This window comes from Coraliomargarita algicola (assembly GCF_033878955.1).
In the GTDB taxonomy this organism is placed as follows: domain Bacteria; phylum Verrucomicrobiota; class Verrucomicrobiia; order Opitutales; family Coraliomargaritaceae; genus Thalassobacterium; species Thalassobacterium algicola.
Genome location: NZ_CP138858.1, coordinates 603,638 through 621,571, shown reverse-complemented (window position 1 = coordinate 621,571; position 17,934 = coordinate 603,638). Strand labels below are relative to the sequence as shown.

At 51.8% G+C, this 17,934-nt stretch carries 18 protein-coding genes and 1 pseudogene; 14 read left to right on the top strand and 5 right to left on the bottom strand.

Going from position 1 to position 17,934, the window contains the following annotated elements; translation table 11 throughout:
• Positions 1-59 precede the first annotated feature (59 nt).
• A complete protein-coding gene (tatC, locus tag SH580_RS02470; protein WP_319833425.1) occupies positions 60-881 on the top strand; it encodes a twin-arginine translocase subunit TatC in 822 nt (273 codons plus the stop codon).
• 467 nt (positions 882-1,348) lie between these two features.
• Here the strand turns inward: tatC and SH580_RS02465 are convergent, their stop codons facing one another.
• The 3 genes from SH580_RS02465 to SH580_RS02455 all read right to left on the bottom strand — a co-directional run bounded on the left by SH580_RS02465 (position 1,349) and on the right by SH580_RS02455 (position 3,385).
• On the bottom strand, positions 1,349-1,600 hold the full coding sequence (locus SH580_RS02465) for a hypothetical protein (RefSeq protein WP_319833424.1): 252 nt from the start codon (positions 1,598-1,600) through the stop codon (positions 1,349-1,351).
• A gap of 106 nt (positions 1,601-1,706) precedes the next feature.
• Positions 1,707-2,465 (bottom strand): TlyA family RNA methyltransferase, encoded by a 759-nt coding sequence (locus SH580_RS02460; protein WP_319833423.1) that lies wholly within the window; start codon positions 2,463-2,465, stop codon positions 1,707-1,709.
• 2 nt (positions 2,466-2,467) lie between these two features.
• Positions 2,468-3,385 (bottom strand): mechanosensitive ion channel family protein, encoded by a 918-nt coding sequence (locus SH580_RS02455; RefSeq protein ID WP_319833422.1) that lies wholly within the window; start codon positions 3,383-3,385, stop codon positions 2,468-2,470.
• Positions 3,386-3,814: 429 nt separating this feature from the next.
• Between SH580_RS02455 and SH580_RS02450 the strand changes: the two genes are divergently transcribed.
• The 3 genes from SH580_RS02450 to SH580_RS02440 all read left to right on the top strand — a co-directional run bounded on the left by SH580_RS02450 (position 3,815) and on the right by SH580_RS02440 (position 7,716).
• Positions 3,815-5,233, top strand: a complete 1,419-nt coding sequence (locus SH580_RS02450) for a PQQ-dependent sugar dehydrogenase (RefSeq protein WP_319833421.1) — start codon at positions 3,815-3,817, stop codon at positions 5,231-5,233.
• A 116-nt stretch (positions 5,234-5,349) separates the two neighbouring features.
• Positions 5,350-6,072, top strand: coding sequence for a class I SAM-dependent methyltransferase (locus SH580_RS02445; RefSeq protein WP_425607169.1), 723 nt, complete (start codon positions 5,350-5,352; stop codon positions 6,070-6,072).
• Positions 6,073-6,162: 90 nt separating this feature from the next.
• The gene (locus SH580_RS02440) at positions 6,163-7,716 is read left to right on the top strand and encodes a TRM11 family SAM-dependent methyltransferase (RefSeq protein ID WP_319833419.1); all 1,554 of its coding nucleotides are present in this window, start codon (positions 6,163-6,165) and stop codon (positions 7,714-7,716) included.
• A gap of 43 nt (positions 7,717-7,759) precedes the next feature.
• Here SH580_RS02440 and SH580_RS02435 read toward each other — a convergent pair whose 3' ends face one another.
• Positions 7,760-8,161 (bottom strand): response regulator, encoded by a 402-nt coding sequence (locus tag SH580_RS02435; protein WP_319833418.1) that lies wholly within the window; start codon positions 8,159-8,161, stop codon positions 7,760-7,762.
• A 129-nt stretch (positions 8,162-8,290) separates the two neighbouring features.
• On the opposite strand from SH580_RS02435, the gene gatC reads away from it, so the two are divergent.
• The 8 genes from gatC (at position 8,291) to SH580_RS02395 (ending at position 16,867) form a co-directional block, all read left to right on the top strand.
• Complete coding sequence (gatC, locus tag SH580_RS02430; protein ID WP_319833417.1) at positions 8,291-8,584, top strand: Asp-tRNA(Asn)/Glu-tRNA(Gln) amidotransferase subunit GatC; 294 nt, start codon at positions 8,291-8,293, stop codon at positions 8,582-8,584.
• A 48-nt stretch (positions 8,585-8,632) separates the two neighbouring features.
• On the top strand, positions 8,633-10,099 hold the full coding sequence (gene gatA / locus SH580_RS02425; protein ID WP_319833416.1) for an Asp-tRNA(Asn)/Glu-tRNA(Gln) amidotransferase subunit GatA: 1,467 nt from the start codon (positions 8,633-8,635) through the stop codon (positions 10,097-10,099).
• 65 nt (positions 10,100-10,164) lie between these two features.
• Positions 10,165-11,631, top strand: a complete 1,467-nt coding sequence (gene gatB / locus SH580_RS02420) for an Asp-tRNA(Asn)/Glu-tRNA(Gln) amidotransferase subunit GatB (protein ID WP_319833415.1) — start codon at positions 10,165-10,167, stop codon at positions 11,629-11,631.
• Between the two features lie 8 nt (positions 11,632-11,639).
• Entirely contained in the window at positions 11,640-12,536 is an 897-nt protein-coding gene (locus SH580_RS02415; protein WP_319833414.1) for a DUF2726 domain-containing protein, read from the top strand.
• Between the two features lie 47 nt (positions 12,537-12,583).
• Entirely contained in the window at positions 12,584-12,787 is a 204-nt protein-coding gene (locus tag SH580_RS02410; protein ID WP_319833413.1) for a hypothetical protein, read from the top strand.
• A 96-nt stretch (positions 12,788-12,883) separates the two neighbouring features.
• The gene (locus tag SH580_RS02405; protein ID WP_319833412.1) at positions 12,884-13,540 is read left to right on the top strand and encodes a Fic family protein; all 657 of its coding nucleotides are present in this window, start codon (positions 12,884-12,886) and stop codon (positions 13,538-13,540) included.
• A 327-nt stretch (positions 13,541-13,867) separates the two neighbouring features.
• Positions 13,868-16,549 carry a KAP family P-loop NTPase fold protein gene (locus tag SH580_RS02400; RefSeq protein WP_319833411.1) on the top strand — a complete coding sequence of 894 codons (2,682 nt, stop codon included), beginning with the start codon at positions 13,868-13,870 and terminating at the stop codon, positions 16,547-16,549.
• Between the two features lie 99 nt (positions 16,550-16,648).
• A complete protein-coding gene (locus SH580_RS02395; RefSeq protein ID WP_319833410.1) occupies positions 16,649-16,867 on the top strand; it encodes a hypothetical protein in 219 nt (72 codons plus the stop codon).
• A gap of 74 nt (positions 16,868-16,941) precedes the next feature.
• Here the strand turns inward: SH580_RS02395 and SH580_RS02390 are convergent.
• Positions 16,942-17,073: pseudogene (locus SH580_RS02390) on the bottom strand (SDR family oxidoreductase); the annotation flags it as partial.
• 106 nt (positions 17,074-17,179) lie between these two features.
• Between SH580_RS02390 and SH580_RS02385 the strand changes: the two are divergent.
• Both SH580_RS02385 and SH580_RS02380 read left to right on the top strand, forming a co-directional pair.
• Complete coding sequence (locus tag SH580_RS02385; RefSeq protein WP_319833409.1) at positions 17,180-17,488, top strand: type II toxin-antitoxin system RelE/ParE family toxin; 309 nt, start codon at positions 17,180-17,182, stop codon at positions 17,486-17,488.
• Positions 17,489-17,503: 15 nt separating this feature from the next.
• Positions 17,504-17,863, top strand: a complete 360-nt coding sequence (locus tag SH580_RS02380) for a helix-turn-helix domain-containing protein (RefSeq protein ID WP_319833408.1) — start codon at positions 17,504-17,506, stop codon at positions 17,861-17,863.
• The last annotated feature ends 71 nt before the right edge of the window (positions 17,864-17,934 follow it).

Sequence of the window (17,934 nt, the reverse complement as noted above, 5' to 3'; positions counted from 1 at the left end):
AAAATTATCAGATTGGAGTTTGCCCGATATGCAGTATGCCGATTAGGAATTTGAACTAGATGACTCAATATTTAGATGACGATAATCATGAAGAGGAAGAAGCCGATGCTTTCGAAGGCGAAGGTATGAGCTTTCTGGAGCACTTGGAGGACTTTCGCTGGACTGTAGCGCGTAGTCTTTTGGCATTTGTATTGGGTGTTGTGTTGGCGACTTTGTTTATCGGCGACATTGCAGAAATTTTGAAATTCCCGATTGTGCGTGCCTATGGTTCGGTGGAATTAGCCAATGCTAATTTAATTACTTATCGTCCGATGGGAGTGATTTCGGTTTTTATCCAAATCGCTCTGTTATCAGGTCTGACTCTCTCGATGCCCTTTGTTTTATATTTCTTGGCGGCATTTGTCGCGCCGGGGCTTACGGATCAGGAACGAACTGTATTACGCCCTGCATGTTTTGCTGCCTTCTTGCTTTTTATATCCGGGGTGGCTTTCGCATTCTATTTGATCCTCCCTTTGACGCTGGCGTTTTCGGTTCGTCTGAATTTATATTTTGGTTTCGACCTGCTATGGGCGGCTTCCGAATATTATAGTATGGTGGTTTGGTTTTCGTTGGCGACGGGGGCCTTTTTTCAATTCCCGCTGATTATAGTGATCCTTGTTTATTTGGGCGTGATCCCGGTCGAGAAGCTGAAGTCGGCGCGCCGTGTGGTCTTTGTTGCCTTAATGGTCTTTTCGGCTTTCTTGACGCCTGGTGGCGACTTCGTCTCCTTGCCGCTCACTACGGGCTTTATGTATGGTCTCTATGAGATGGCCATCTGGGTGGGCGCGCGCGTGGAGAAAAAGAAGCGCGAGAATGCGCTCGCTGAATTGGACGATGTGTAATTCTTAATTCAGAAGTCGGAGTTCAGAAAACAGAAGCGAGTCACTGTGAATCCCTTCGTTATGAAAATCACGGTATGCGCCATTTTGGCGAGACAGGAAGTGCCATAACTGATTGATATTCATCTCTGGCCTCTGTCTTCTGATACCACTTCTAAGAATATATGATCTATAAGATTGGCCTTTGCGTAGCCTCGAAACTTTGTTTCCGTGCGTCGCCTTCGGCTATGCAGGACACAGTCGGGGGGGGGCGGCATCGCCCCGGTTCCGAGAACCGAGGTTACAAAAGACATATCTATTAGGACCAAACATTTTTCGAATGGGTATGACTACTCTTTCTAGTAATGCGCGTTCCAATCGTTTGAAGATTTTTCGAAGCGGCATAATCATTCAGCAAAAAAAAGCCGTCCATAATGGACGGCTTTAAGAAAGAGTTGAGAACTAAAGAATGTTAAAAAAGTAGAATGCGCTTATTTAGTGGCTTCGGCTTTTTGTTTCTTTTGATCCATCAAAACAACCATGAACATGTGGTAGGAGAACCAGAATACCGCTGCGATGGGAACTGCAGTGAGGCAAGCTTGTAGCTGCGCGATGGTTGCGTCCGGTGAGAAGGTGAAAGGAACCAGCAAGCAAGACATCATAATGTACACCAAGAGTGTAAGCACTAATCCGATGATGATATGCATAGGTGAGAGCAGTTTTTGATAAGGAGCGTTTTCCATTTGATCTAAGAAACAATTCGACCAGCGGCTGCTGTCAAAGCGAAAGTTGCTTAAAATTGATTGCTTGGCTGTTTTTAGTGTGGGGACAGAGGGGCTGCCGAGGGGCTTATTCGCCGCTGCGCCGGAGACCGAGTAGGAACTCCCGGTTGCCGTCGGTCCCTTTGATGGGCGAATCCATACTGCCAATGAGTTCTGCACCGGGGAGTTCACGCAGGGCAAAATCTTTGATCTGTGATAAGACTCGCTGGTGGATCGCTTCATCGCGGATGATTCCACGTCCTGCATCGACTTCGTGCTTTTCTGCTTCGAATTGTGGTTTCACCAGTGCGATCAGGTAGCCACCTGCTGCTAAAAATTGCCAGACTGCCGGTAAGACCTTCGTCAGCGAAATGAATGAGAGGTCCATTACGATGCGTGGGTAGCTGTCGTAGGGGAGGTCGCCGATTTGTAGGTGGCGGGCATTGGTCTTTTCCAGATTGGTGACGCGCTCGTCTTGGATTAATTTATTATGCATTTGTGCACGCCCGACGTCGACACAGGTGGCACTTATGGCACCGCGCTGTAGCGAGCAATCAGTAAAGCCGCCAGTTGAAGCGCCTACGTCGAGGAAGCGTAGCCCCTCCATGGAAATCTCGAATTTGTCGAGAAAGCCTTCCAGTTTCTCTCCGCCTCGGCTGACAAAGCGGGGTGGGGTTTCCACCCAGACTTGACTGTCTTCAGGTAAACTACGTCCGGGCTTATCGAGGCGTTCGGTGCCAATTTTGACTTTTCCGGCCAGAATGAGTGCTTTGGCCTGTGAGCGGGAGTCGGCCAGACCTTTGACGACTAAGAGTTCGTCGAGTCGGAGTTTGGAAATTTTTGCCATATTTAATCAGGATTGGGGGCGTTGCGCGGAACCAAGTCGACATCACTTGAGCGTATGTGTAAGTCGCGCTGCGGAAATGGAATCTCAATATTGTTTTCTTTAAAAAGGTCCCATATCTTGAGTAGCACTTGGCTCTTTACACTGCCGACTCCGTTGGCCGGATCGCTGAGCCAAAAGCGAAGCTCTAGGTTCAACGAGCTATCTCCAAACTCTTTAAGCAGGCAGACGGGCTTGGGGTCTTCCAGCACGCGCTCATGTCCCTTGGCGGCTTCCAGCATCAGCGCAATGCATTCGTGTGGGTCTGCGTTGTAGGATACTCCGACGGGCACACGCATGCGTACCAGCTCGTCGGTGAATGACCAATTGATTACGCGTTGTGTAATTAAATCTTCGTTGGGAATTAAATGCTCTGTGCCATCGCGAGTGATGACGGATGCGTAGCGTGCGCGTAGGTTATTGATCCAGCCATAGGTGCCTTCGATTTCAATTACGTCGCCTGGTTTGATGGAATTATCCAAGAGCAAAATGATGCCGCTGACAAAATTGGAGACTACTTTTTGTAGTCCGAAGCCTAAGCCTAAGCCGACAGCGCCACCCAAGACTGTGAGCGAGGATAGATTCACGCCCATTGAACTCAGCGCAATCATGGTCGCGATGAAGATAAATAGGATGCGGATCATTTTCACGATCAGCACGCGCAGTGACGCGCTGAGGCGGGGCACTGTTTGGATTCGTGTTTCGAGCAGCCGTGTCAGTCCCAAGCTAATCCACATCGTAATGCCGAATGCAATTAATCCCGTGACGATGCCCCAGGCAGAAACTGAGAGTGTTCCCATTTCGATGTGAAAATCCTGTAAGTTCTCACTCAGTCCATCTAATTGCGCCATGGCGTAGATGGCTGTGATTAAATAACCGACCATTGCGACAGATCGGGCTAGAAATGAATCCTTGATGAAACTCGCAAGTAAGCCAATTACGATCCAGCTGCCTCCTAGTAGCGTTAAAAATCGAAAATAGGCCGCTGTGTGATCGGTGGAAAGGAGCGCGATACAGCAGATGAGGGAGGAGCCATGTCGCGATGAAGCCTACATTCGTTCTCATCCAAAAAATGGGGCCCCATTTTTTATTCCCTGAATACGCTTCTGCATCGACATCGAAGATGCGTGAAAAAATCAGGAGTGAAAGCCCGACTATGGCCAGTTGCCATAGATCGGTGGGCTCGAATTGCCCCGCTGGCAATAACCAGTTGCCCATTTGATTCATCGTATTCATTCTTAGTATATAGGCTTTCAATCTGCGCCCTCGCAATCTTTTTGCAAATTTTGCCAAGACGCGCAAGCTTCGGAATTATGCGACGACTCTCATTACTATTTCTATTTCTCCCGTGTTCTATTTGGGGGCAAAACCGTATCGGGACAGGCGCGGTGGAAACGCTCTACCGACAACATTGTATGAGTTGTCATGGCGAAAATTTACGCGGGGGCTTGGGCCGCTCGTTACTGGATGCCGACGAGTGGCAGGTGGTCGGCCAGGGACGTGATTTTATCGAGTATGTGCAAACTGGTGATGAGATTACAGGTATGCCTGGATTTGGTTCGAGTCTCTCGGTGCCCGAAATTCGTTCCTTGCAGATCTACATCGATGAGATGAGGCAACGCTCTGTGGAGGCTGCTGGTATCTCGCCAGTGGTTAAAGAGGGAGAGGTTTATAGTGCCGGCGGTTATCAGTTTCGTGTTGAGCCAGTGATCGAGGGGCTTCAGCTTCCGTGGTCGATTTATTTTCTTTCAGCCAGGGAAGCGCTTATTACGGAGCGCTCAGGTCAGCTGCGTGTCTGGAAAGATGGCGAACTGGGGGCACCGATTGTCGGCACGCCCGAGGTCGTGACGCAGGGGCAGGGCGGTTTGTTGGAGGTGGCGGCACATCCAGATTATTCAAAGAATGGCTGGGTCTATCTCGCTTTTTCGGCATCTGCGCGTGATGCTGATCATCCTAAAAACTGTATGACTCAAATCGTGCGTGGCCGTATCGTCGAGGAGCGTTGGCAGGATGAGGAGCTGATCTTTGAGGTGCCGGCGGAGTTTCACCGCAGCTCGGGTGTTCACTTTGGCACACGCTTTGTTTTTCAAGATGGCTATCTTTACTTCAGTATCGGAGATCGTGGTGCCCAGGATCAGGCTCAGGACCTGACGCGTCCCAACGGCAAGATTCACCGGATTCACGACGACGGCCGTGTGCCTGCGGATAACCCCTTTGTTGAAATTGCCGATGCGTATCCATCGATCTGGACCTATGGTAATCGCAATCCACAGGGCTTGGATGCGCACCCGGTGACGGGCGCTATATTTGAGTCTGAGCATGGCCCACGCGGGGGGGATGAGATCAACCGTATTCGGCGTGGTCGTAATTATGGTTGGCCAGTGATTACCTATGGTATGAATTATAACGGTAAGCCTATCACCGGAAAGACTGCCTTACCGGGTATGGAACAACCGCTCCATTATTGGACGCCGTCGATCGCCGTGTGCGGGATTGATTTCTACGAGGGCGATCAGTTTCCCGATTGGAAAAATGACCTCTTTGTGGGTGGCTTGGCCTCGCAAGAACTACACCGTTTAGTCTTGGCGGGGGATCAAGTCATCCGTGATGAAGTCATTCTTAAAGGCGAAGGTCGGGTGCGCGATGTGGCCACTGGTCCGGATGGTTTTCTCTATGTTGTTCTCAATGGTCCCGACCTGGTGATACGACTCGTGCCTGTTGTTAACGAATGAAAGTTTCTAAAATCATATCACTCAGCTCTGCTCAAGTCGCTCGTGCGGGCGCACTGGCAGAGCGATTTTCGATCCCTTGCTTGGATGCTTCTGAGCTGGCCAATGCGAAGGCACGAATGCTTGAACGGTATCTTCGCTCGCAGATCGAGCCGCATGCGGAGCAGCCCAGCTATCTTTTTCTTTTTTCGGACCAAGGTCTTTCCTTGTTGCAACTCAATGAGGCGAGTTTGCTTAGTATTCGAGCAGATTTTTACAGTCCCACAGTTAGCTACCGCCGTCATAAAGGAGGGGGTAAAGGGCAGATGATCGCCAAAGCCGTGGGGCTTCACTCTGGTCCAACGCCGACGGTGTTCGATGCCACCGCAGGTCTGGGAGGCGATGCTTTTGTGCTCGCGAGTTTGGGCTGCCGCTTGCGTATGACCGAGCGCGTGCCCGAAGTCCGCGCCTTGCTGGAGGATGGGCTGCGTGTGGCTCAGGAGTGGGGCGCTGAACATGACGATTCATTGTTAGACATCTTGGCGCGCATGCTGCTCGTTGATTCAGATGCGGCGACACATCTGCAAGCGCTTGATGAGTTGAATCGACCTGATGTTGTATATTTAGATCCTATGTTCCCGGTTCGCAGCAAAAGTGCTCAGGTCAAAAAGGAGATGCATGTTTTTCATCAACTCGTGGGTAGCGATCCAGATGCTGATGAGCTGCTGGACCTGGCATGTTCCTGCGCACGGAAACGTGTCGTGGTGAAGCGCCCACGCATTGCGCCACAGCTGGCGAATACGCCGCCCAGTTATACTTTAGAAGGCAAAAGTAATCGCTTCGATATCTACGTCTGTGGATGAGCGTCTCGCGGTGGTTGGAATGTTTTCAGTGTGAACGCCTATTGACCTTGTTGACTTGAGCCCCATGTTGCCGACTCACTATTTTTTCTTATGAAGCCATCCGCCAATCCCGCCAAAGAAGTTTACAAGCAATTACGCACCGAATCCTGGGAGACTTTGTGGGAGCGTGAAGTGCCGCTCTTTAACGCGGGCAGCGCGGAGTTGCGGCGTGCACGTGTGGGATTGGTTCGAGCGCTGGGCGTGGTGGCGCTTGAGAAAGCGACCCAAACTCAAAGACAACAGACGCGTGACTGGCTGACGAGTCTCTTGCATGATCCCGAAGAGAAAATACGACGCTATGCGATCAATGCGCTGCCGAAGCTTGGTGAGCGCCATAAGAGCGAGCAAGCCGTTTTAGAACTATTGGATCAGCCTAGCGGGGAGCGTGAAGTCAAAACTCTCAGCCAAACTTTGAGCAAAATCGGCGGTGAAGCCACTCTGAAGAAGCTCGAAGCCCTGCATGACGAACACGACGCTCTACACCTCGCAGAGCAAAAGGTCAAAGCGCAACTTGCTCGCAAAGAAGCACCCGCGAGCATTCGCCTGGATGCGAAAATTAAAGATACACGTAAGCTTCGTATCCATTTGCGCACCCGCCGTGGCATGGAGCTCTTTGTGCGCGATGAACTCCTTGCGCATCCGAAGCTGAAGCGTCGTTTTAAGATCGTTCGCACCAGTCCCGGTTGTGTGGCGGTTTCGGCATTGCGTCCCTTCACTTTATCGGAGCTTTATGAACTGCGCACCTTCGGCTCGATAAATTTCGTGCTCGGTGTCGTCGCGGGCGACGAAGCCAAGCATACCGAGACCATGGCTGAGATGATTGCATCCGAACGATCGCAAATGCTGTGTCGTCAATTGACCCAAGGACAAGCTCGCTATCGTTTGCAATTCATGCGCGCCAAAGTGCCGCCGCGTAAAGTGCAGGCGATCGTAAATGCCGCCTTTGCGCTTTGCCCGGACTTGCTCAATGATCCGCGTAAATCTCCATGGGCGATCGAGGTTTATCCAGAAAAAGTGGGGCAATCGGTTGAGCTTCGACCTCGTGTCTTGCCGGATCCACGCTTCACTTATCGTGTTGGTGATGTGCCGGCGTCTACCCATCCTCCGCTGGCTGCGGCGATGGCTCAAATGGCAGGTATTCAAGCAGACGAGTTTATCTGGGACCCGTTTTGTGGATCAGGTCTGGAGCTCATCGAGCGTGCTCGCTTAGGCGCGGTTAATGCGATTATAGCCACCGACTTGGATGAGAGCGCTATCGAGATCGCACGTCAGAATTTCGAAGCTGCCGGCGTCCCCGATGAAGTGCTCACCCTACATCGTGGAGATTTCCGTAATTATGCCAAAGTCGCAAATATCGCTTCCGGCAGCATCAGTTTGATTATTGCAAACCCGCCCTTGGGGCGCCGTGTGCGGATTGAAGATTTAAAAGGCCTCATCTCCGAATTTTACCAAATTGCAGCGAAGACCCTGCGGCCCGGTGGGCGTCTCGTCTTTATTAATCCGCTCAAATTAGATAGCCCTGACGGTTCTTTAACACTCGAAGCGCGTCATTTAGTCGACCTCGGTGGTTTTGATTGCCGCGTCGAAAAGTGGGTTAAAGCTTAGCGTTCTTAGGGGGACGGCATCATTCGCATTGCGCTTTGCCGTGCTACCTAATTAAGTTTTGGATCGTTTGGTGTAGGAGGCCTGCGTCTATTGGTTTGCTGATGTATTTATTGATGCCAAAGCTTACGCTCGCGCTTTGTGCGAGTGGGCTGACTTCCGCAGTGACCGCGATGATCGGGGTATTTTTATTTAAATTATCACTGGTACGAATTCGTTTGGACGCTTCCAGTCCACTGATGATGGGCATCGCTAAGTCCATTAAAATGGCATCATATTGAGCCTCGCTACAACGTTCGATGGCTTCCTGCCCATTGATCGCAGCCGTGGTATTGCAGCCAAAGGAGGCGGCCAGCGCCTCTATTAGAAGTAGGTTTTCTTCATTGTCTTCGCATATCAGTAGGTGACAGGGGCTTAGACTTTGATATTGATTGTGGGTAGAACTCATTATTCGTTAGCCTATAATGTGGACCTAGTGCCTATTGGGCAAGCCTGCATCCCGCTAAATCGCTTCTTCGTATTTTTTTACTTTGTGCCCTTGCCTGTGCGCGTGCGTTCCGTTTCAAAGATAGGCATTATGTCCGAAACACCACATATCGATATCGATTACGTTGCCAACTTAGCGCGTCTGGATATGACCGACGCAGAGAAAGCCAAGCTGGGAACTCAGCTGGATGACATCCTGGGCTACTTTGATAAGCTCAATGCAGTCGACGTCGATGGCGTCGAGCCGATGGCCCACGCGCACCGCGTCTTTAATGTCTGGCGCGAAGGCGATGAGCCCGGCGAAACCTACGCGCCCGAGGTGCTGACTAAAATGGCTCCCGAGTCGCGCGACAACCAAGTCGTCGTGCCCAAAGTCGTCGAATAAATGCAGGTATTCTTCGCCATTATTTATTAGTCATTATTCATCCATAGAATGTCCGACCTTCATTTCAAAACCATTTCCGAACTTGCTGCCATGTTGGCAGCTGGTGAAACTACATCCGTCGAAATCACCCAAGCGGTGATCGATCGCACCGCTGCGGTCGACGCACAGGTGAAAGCCTTTCTATCCACCGACACGGAGGACGCACTGGCCCAGGCGAAGGCGTCCGACGAGCGTCGTGCGGCGGGCAAGGCTCTTGGCCCGCTCGATGGCATTCCGATCGGTATCAAAGACACGCTGGCGGTCAAAGACCAGCCCCTACGCTGCGCCTCCAAGATGCTGGAGAACTACGTGTCTCCCTACGATGCGACTTGCATCGTCAAGCTGCGTGAAGCAGGTGCCGTGATCTGGGGGCGCTTGAATATGGACGAGTTTGCCATGGGTTCCTCGACCGAGAACTCGGCCTATCAAACCACCGCCAATCCCTGGGACCTGGAAACCATCCCCGGCGGTTCCTCTGGTGGCAGCGCTGCCGCGATGGCAGCAGGGGAGGCGATCGCCACTCTCGGCACCGATACCGGTGGCTCCATTCGTCAACCCGCCGCGCTCTGTGGTGTGGTCGGCATGAAGCCTACTTACGGACTCATTTCGCGCTACGGCCTGGTCGCTTTCGCGTCCTCGCTCGATCAAGTCGGCCCCTTTGCTCGCACGGTTGAAGACGCCGCCATCCTGATGGAAGCGATGCTCGGCAAGGACGATCTCGATTCCACTTCGATCGCACCGCAGGGGGAAACCAATTACTCAGAAGCCCTCAAAACCAAGAAGGGCCCTTGGAAACTCGGCGTGCCGCAGGAATTCTTCGGCGAAGGCATCGACCCCGAAGTGAAGGCCAACATCGAAAAAGCCATCGACTGGTATAAGAGCCAAGGCTGTGAAATCGTAGACATTTCTTTGCCGCACTCTGAGCTAGCGGTGCCGGTTTACTACATCGTCGCGACTGCGGAAGCCTCCTCCAACTTGGCCCGATTCGACGGTGTGCGCTACAGCCACCGCAGCGAAGAGGCCAAGGACGCCATGACACTGTTCACCAAGAGCCGTGGCGAAGGCTTCGGCGACGAAGTCAAGCGCCGCATCATTCTCGGCACCTACGTGCTTAGCTCCGGTTACTACGACGCCTATTATTTGCGCGCGCAGAAAGTGCGTCGTTTGATCCTCGGCGATTTCGAAAAAGCCTTCGAACAAGTCGACGCCATTCTCACGCCCACCTCGCCGACGCCCGCCTTCAAACGCGGCGAGCGCGCCGACGATCCACTCGCCATGTATTTGAGCGATGTCTACACCATCTCGGTCAATCTCGCCGGCCTGCCTGCGATTTCCGTGCCCAGCGGATTCACTGAAAGCGGCCTGCCGATCGGCCTGCAAGTCATCGGCAAAGCCTTCGGCGAAGCCGACATGTTCGCCGTCGCCAACGCCTTCGAAAAAGCCCACGACTACGCGCAGCAAACACCAACTTTATAATTCAAAAGTATGAGTGCTGACAGAATGATTATTCATCAGTCATCACTCATCAGTTATTTATTATCATGCAATACGAAGCAGTCATCGGACTTGAAATTCACGTTCAAATCAAAACCCGCACGAAAATGTTCACCGCGGCACCTTACGAATATGGCGCCGCGCCGAACACACTGACCGACGCCGTCGTGCTTGGCCTCCCAGGCACCTTGCCGGTGCTCAACCACACCGCGATCGAGAAGTGTGCCAAGCTCGGCCTGATGCTTGGCTGCGAGATCGCGGAGGTCTGCAAGTGGGATCGTAAAAACTATTTCTATCCCGACTCGCCCAAGAACTACCAGCTCACGCAAAACGAAGAGCCCCTCTGCATCGGCGGTAAGGTCGAGATCGAACTCCCCGGCCCGTCGCGCAATGTCGAAGGCGAGCACCGCTGGGTTGCGCTCAACCGTATCCACCTCGAAGAAGACCCCGGCAAGCTCACCCACGAAGCCTTCGAAACCGTGATTGATTTTAACCGCGCGGGCGTGCCTCTGGCCGAGATCGTGACCGAGCCCGACATGAGCTCCTCCGCCGAGGCCGTCGCCTTCCTCAACTGCTTGCGCAACATGATCGTCTATGCTGGTATCTCTGACTGCGACATGGAGAAGGGCCAAATGCGTTGCGATGCCAACGTCTCCCTACGTCCCGTCGGTTCCGACAAGCTCGGCACCCGCACCGAGATGAAAAACCTCAACTCCATCTCCAACGTCAAAGCCGCCATCGAATACGAGATCGAGCGCCAGACCGAGATTCTGGAAGAGGGCGGTAGCATCACCCAAGAAACCCGCCGTTGGGATGTCGAGAGCGGCACCAGCTTCTCCCTGCGCAGCAAAGAAGAGGCCCACGACTACCGCTATTTCCCAGACCCCGATTTGATGCCCGTGCAAATGGACCGCGCCCGCGTGGCCGAGCTCGAAGCCGAGCTGCCCGAGCGTCCATTAGACAAACAACGCCGCTACCAAGAAGAGCTTGGCTTGCCGTTCACCATTACCTCCGTGCTCTGTGTGGACCGCGAACTGAGCGAATTCTTTGAAGAAGCCCTCAAGACGCATAACGCGCCCAAGCAAATCGCCAACTACATCACCAACGACTTGCTCCGCGAGCTGTCCGCCGTTTCCGAGCATGGTGAATCCGCGCACTCCGTCAGTCAGTCAAAGCTCACACCGGCACATATCGCCACCCTCGCCAAGATCATCGACGAAGGTGTGATTTCCAAACAGATCGGCAAAGAAGTCTTCACTGAAATGTTCCAGACCGGCGAGATGCCCGACGCCATCGTCGAGAAGAAAGGCCTCAAGCAAAGCAACGACACCGGCGAGATCGAAGCCCTCTGCCGCGAAGCCATCGCCGGTAACGCCAAAGCCGTCGGCCAGTTTAAGGACGGCAACGAAAAGGCACTCAACGCTTTGAAGGGCCCCGTCATGAAAGCCACCAAAGGCAAAGCCAATCCCGCCATGCTGGATCAGCTGCTCAAGAAGCTGATTGATGAGGGGTAGGCTATAGTATGTCCGTTAAGAAATCAGTTTTCGGGAGTAAAGAAGAGAGGAAGTTTTTCCAGAAGCTGGAGAAGACTTGGGGGGATTCTTATCATATCTACCACAACCTACCATTCCTGAACTTGATTAATGGGCGGGGGGAATTTCTGGGCCCTGACTATACTACTTTTAAACTCACGGATGAGCAGTATGAACACCTGAAGAAGACAAGCGTAGACTACGTTATATGTAATAAGGCTGATGAGCCTATACTGGCTATTGAATTTGATGGTTTATACCAAGGGGTTAACCTCGGGGCGAATTATCAAGTTGGTTCTGGCAAAAAGAATAACGAATTGAGGAAGTCAAAGCTAGAGCTTAAATTACGCGTTGCACATGGTTGTGGTTTTCCTTTTATCGTTCTTGGTTCAAAGTATTTTAAAGGCCTGTCTGGTTCGATTTACCTGACAATTGTAGATGCTATTATTGGCGATGTGATTTCTCAGAAGAAGACTCAAGGAAGAGTTGCAGAGGGGTTTAACCCTGTGGAATGTGGTTTTTCGGTAGACGAGTTTGATACTCTGTCTGAGCATGAGAAGCGTGAGATTATCCAAGCCTGGTTTGATAATATATCGATTGAATCAGATTTCGAGACGAATCCAATTGTCCGTAAAGTAGGACAGTTGATGCGAGAAACGAAATCAGGAGGATTCAGTTATTATTACGGAAATGATCCTAGCATAAATAAGGAAATAGTCGATTGTGTGAAGTGCACTGTTGAGAATCATTTGTATGGAAGTGCGACAGCTGAAGTTTCTCTGCCACGCTTTAGCTCACCTGGACTGTATTTCAGCACGCACCTTGCTCATGAAATAGCCCAGTTGATTGCGCTCTCTGAGATTCAGGAAAGGATGAAAGTTCGGTAGAGCCAATAGTTGAGGGCATTACTTACGCAAACACAAGGGAATGGTTCATGGAAATTTATAAACGCGTGGAACAGGTAATCGGTTGGGCAAATGCCAAGGTGATCGATGAGCGGCTCCAGGTAGAGATCGAATTCGTCAGTGAACCGACAAGCTCATTGAAATTTCGCCGTGAACTGGAAACAGAAATCGAGGCGATGACGATTTTTCTGGGTTTGGATAGTGGCGTCTGGGCTTTGAACTTCGGAAAATGAGATGCGGCTAGTAGGCAAAATTCGGAAGTGGCTAAGACAGAAATTCATCGCTTGTGCCTATCGGCTTGGTTCTAATGAGCCGATTAGCGTGTATATTTGGCTCATTATTGCAGTTTACATGAGCCGATAGTGCTCTACGAAGCGCCCCCTTCAGACTTAGTGCCCGCTGAAATCAAAGGCTTTGTTGAATGGTTTAATACAAGTCGCGATCAAATCCGTCATGCACCGATACGCGCGGGGCTGGCTCACCTATATTTTGAGTCGATCCATCCTTTCGAGGATGGCAATGGTCGGGTCGGGCGCGCAGTGGCAGAAAAGGCCTTGTTTCAGGGAGCGGGGCGTCCGTTGTTAATGAGTCTTTCTCAGGCAATTGAAGCCGACAAAACGAGTTATTATGCGGCATTGCAACGCGCACAACGCAGCAACGAGGTGACCGACTGGCTACGTTACTTTGTTGATCTGCTGTTGCGAGCCTTAGACGAATCGCAGGCGCGCATCGACTTTGTGCTGAAGAAGGCCCGATTCTTTGACCGATACCGCGAAGCACTTTCGGAGCGTCAACTTAAAGTCGTTCGGCGGATGCTGGATGCAGGACCAAGTAGTTTCGAAAGTGGCGTCAACGCAAGTAAGTATCAGCGACTCACAGGTGTCTCGAAACCAACCGCGACCCGCGACCTGCAGGAGCTCTTGCAACAGGGAGTGCTCACCTCGATCGGAGGCGGACGCAGCACCCGCTATGAAGTGAACCTTTGATCGACGACGGTAATCATTTCGACTCCGATGGGCGCCCGGTCTCTGGAAGGATTGCAAACATAACGACATGGCTCCAATTTGAGGTCCCCAGCTAGAATATAGAAACCTACGGAATGCCCTCTTTTTGATCCTTTCAAACTTCTCCGGCAAATTATCAAAAACGCTCGACCGTTACTCTCAGACTCGTCAAGATGGCCTCGAACCATGCATAGAACAACTAAATTATTAAATTTAGATGCCAACCCCATTGCCGCTCCCCGGACAACCACAAAGGTAATGACATGACATCTTTTGAAGCCCTGAAAGCATGCTAACGGATTAGTCATAATGTCACAATCTGAAGAGCAGGTTCCTAGTCGGAAAGAACTCGAGCAGTTACCGCACGAGGCACAGGTTGCTTTTGCGGCACGCTGTGCAATCCGGGTTTTTCCTTTGGTGGGGAGTGCCGGGCATTTTAACTTTTGGGGTGAAGATGCTGCGAGGTCAGTGAGATCTGTTTGGGCAGCTGCTTTGGCGGCTAGCTTGGGTAGCAGCGGTGCTGGAGCCACCTCCGCTGTCGTTTACACTGCTGCCTACGCTGCTTCCAGCGCAATTGGCGACACTGATCCTCCCTGTCCCGCCTACGCTGCAAAAGCTGCCGGCGACGCCGCCTACGCTGGCGACGCGCTATACACTGCCGCTAGTGACAGCGCTAGAGCCGCAAAAACTGCCTCTTCTTCTGCCTGGCCTGCTTTCGTTTCAGCGATGGGAAATGACTATGGCTGGTTGCTGAAACGTTCGTCGGAGACGCTTGATTGGTCCTTTTTTCAGCGTCCTTTGTTTGAGGGACAGTCGGTTGATCTGGAGCAAGTGGTGACTTCTGAGATCGGCAAGGCTTTTGAATCGGTCAGGGGTGGGGCTGAGTTGCTGCGCATGTGGATGGAGTTTTTACATGGTTCGCCTTCGAAAGATGCTTGTGAGATTTGGTTGGACGATTGGCTCGCTCAGAATCAAGAGGTTGGAAATAAAGAAGGCGTTTCCAAGTCCAAGTCGAAGTATAAACGGAAGGCGGAGTCTGCTGAAACGGATGAATCCAGCTCTGAGGCGCCCGATTCGGTTTTGCCTACGATTCCAACGGGGGCTGCGACGACCTCGGCGGAACGTCCAGCCGAAGAGGATAAGTTGAATCGTGATGGGTTGGTGAAAGGGTTGGCCAACATGTTGTCGATGCCGGAGCAGGGCACGCCGATTACGGTTGGGCTTTTCGGGCATTGGGGGTCTGGGAAAAGTTCGGTGATGCAGCTTTTGCAGAAAGAGCTGAGCTCTGAGGAGACCCGAGGCAGTTATGCGGCATACGAGTTTCTTTTTGGCTGGTTCAATGCTTGGGAGTATGAGCATACGAAGGACATTCGGGCGGGGTTGGCGCAGGAGGTGGTTAATGGTTTGTTGAGCGATGGGAGTTATCGGCCTGAGTCGCCGCGTTTGACGAAGCCTGTGAAGGGGCTCGAAAAGGTTCGGATTCAGCTAAATTTTCTGTGGGGGACGAAGCGGCGCGAAACGGTTTGGCTGTTGGTGAAATTGTTCGGTGTTTTGATCGTTTTTTTAGCGGGCATTTGGGGCATTCAAGAAGATGTTACCGAAACTGGGATTTTGGGAACGGGGGTGATTGGCTTGGGCTGTTATTTTGCGATTCAGCTTTTTAAGGAAGGCCAAGCGCTTTGGTCGCACCCGATTGCGACGGAGCTGGCGACGTTTTTTAAGTTGCCGTCCTATCGCCAGGAGTTGGGGCAGATTCCGGTGATTCGTGAGCAGTTGGAAGGGCTTTGCAATATTCGGCTGTCGAAGGCCGTGGCTCAATCTGTCGATGAGTCGAAGGCGGCTGAGAAAGCGACTTCGGCGGTGCCGAAGAAACGAGGCGTTGAACTTCTTAAGCCTGATCGGAGGGCCAGACGTTTGATCATGTTCGTGGATGATTTAGATCGCTGCCATACGAAGACCATTTCCGAGACTTTTGATGCGATTCGGCTGATTGCAGATTTGGATGGGGTGATCGTGATCGTGGGGATCGATGAACGGATTGCTTTCAAGGCGATGGGCGAGGCTTACAAAGATTACGCGGATGTGGCGCATGGTCGCACTAAAGAGGATGTTGCTCGTGATTATTTAGGTAAAATTATACAGATTCCGATTCGTTTGGACACGCCTTCGTCTAAGGGCTTGGAGACTTTTATCGATGACAAGTTGTTTCCAAAAGAGCAACGGGTGCAGAAGGCGAGTCCGCCTGTTGTGACTGAGCCGCTCGAGGGCGGGATGGGGCCGAGTGGATTCGACCCAGATGCGTTTCAAGAGGGGATGGCGCCTTTTGGTGATCTGATGCGTGAAGAAGTGCCAGATCTGGATGAGCAGTTGGATGAAGCGCAGCGGTTGGCTGAGAATGAAAAGGCTGCGGCGGAACTGGAAAAGCAGAAGCAAGCTCAGGCGGAGCAGGAGGCTCGGAAGCAAGCTGAGCTTGAGGAGTGGAACCGCTTGCAGCGCGAACACATGCGAGAGAGTGATGAGGAGGTGGCTGCGTTTATTCAGTTGAGCAGCTGCTTTAATTTTTCGAATCCACGGCAGTTGGTGCGCCTGCGAAACACTTATAGACTGTTGAAGGCGCTTTACCCGAATAAGTTGAAACCGAAAGAAATCGCCGATGGCCCAACAGAGTCCCATTATCCTGAAGGTGAATATTCTCTCTTGATGATGCTCTTCTGGTTAGAGTTTCATCTGCAGTCCAATGAGGGCGAGGTGCAGCAGTGGGAGGAGACGTATACTTCTCCGACGGGGACGAGCTCGGAAACGGTTCTGGGGCTTTTCGATACGGATTTTCTACCGCAAGCCAGAGGCGAGTTTACTGAATTCAAATGGAAGCGATTGTGCGAATTTACGCGCACTTGCTTACTGCCATATCCGATTAAGGAGATGCCAAAGGTTGAGGTTTCGGAGCAATCTCAGGCGGATGAACTGGTTCCACCTCGGGCAAAGAGCTAGTTCGGCCGTGATTTGTCACGACCCGAAAACAAAAGGTCATCTTTTATCTGCCTCTCTGGGAACAGTTAATGTATCAAGAAAACGTGGACTGACCCTGCTATGGATGCTCTGGGAACAGTTAATGTATCAAGAAAACGTGGACTGACCCTGCTATGGATGGACCCTGCTATGGATGCGATCCGTCAGATGAAGGCGATTGAGCAGGGTGATCTGGCGCCAACGCGTGTGCGTGTGGTCAATCCGGAAAATGAGGTGACGAAGGCGCATCAGGAGCTTGGGCTCACGCAGGAGGCCTTTGCTAAGTTACTTACTTTCTAAAGGAACGAGTGCCCGAGCTGCTAAGCAACGGGCACTCGGTTTGTTCAGAGAGCTCACTCCCCGCACTTCGAGATCTAACAGCGGCCCGCCATGACACCACCGTCGACATCCCAGATCGCGCCAGTGACCCACGATGAATCATCGCTCAGCAATAGATCGACCGATGCCGCGACGTCTTCTGGACGGCCCACACGACCAACGGGATGTGGGTTGAAAACGGGTCATGGGTTGAAAACGGGTCATGTCATTACTTTTGTGGTGCGTCATTGACTTAGCTGTTGACTTTCTGCGCCAATGACGTAGTTTGGGTGAATGCTTTTCATCGAAACACCGATCTTTACAAAGCAAGCCAGCGGTGGGCTTTTTGAAGATGATGAGCTGAAACAGTTACAAGCCGAACTTTTGGAGAATTCGAATAAGGGTGATCTGATTGCAGGTAGTGGGGGACTTCGGAAGATTCGTTTAGCTCGGAAAGGTGGCGGGAAGAGTGGAGGCTTTCGAGTCATTTACTATCGAAGCACGCCGGAGGTTATTTTCTTCCTATTGGCTTACCCGAAAAACAAACAGGACAATTTAAGCAAGGCCGAGATCAAGATACTTAGAGAGCTGATTGAAGACTAAAAAAGGAGCACGACCATGGACACAGAACTATTTAAAGAACTGAAAGATTCGATCTGTCAGATGAAGGCGATTGAGAAGGGCGACCTGGCACCGGCGCGTGTGCGTGTGGTGAACCCTGAGAACGAAGTGGCGCATGCGCGTATTAAACTCGGACTGACACAGGAAGCCTTCGCGAAGTTACTCGATACACCCGTTGGGACCGTCCGCGGTTGGGAGCAGGGGCGTCGTCAACCGCCACCGAGTGCGAAGGTCTTGATGCGCGTCGCGACGAAATACCCCGAGCAAGTATTAGAATGCGCGGAAGAGCAGGGTGTGTATGGACGTCAGTCAGGCTCAGAAATCGGCTCACGCAAAGGCGCAAAAACGCAGAGTTAGGGCTCATCCAATTCAAAGAACTGCACGAGCTAGTCAAGAAGCTGATTGATGGAGCGTCCGGGCTTCACTTA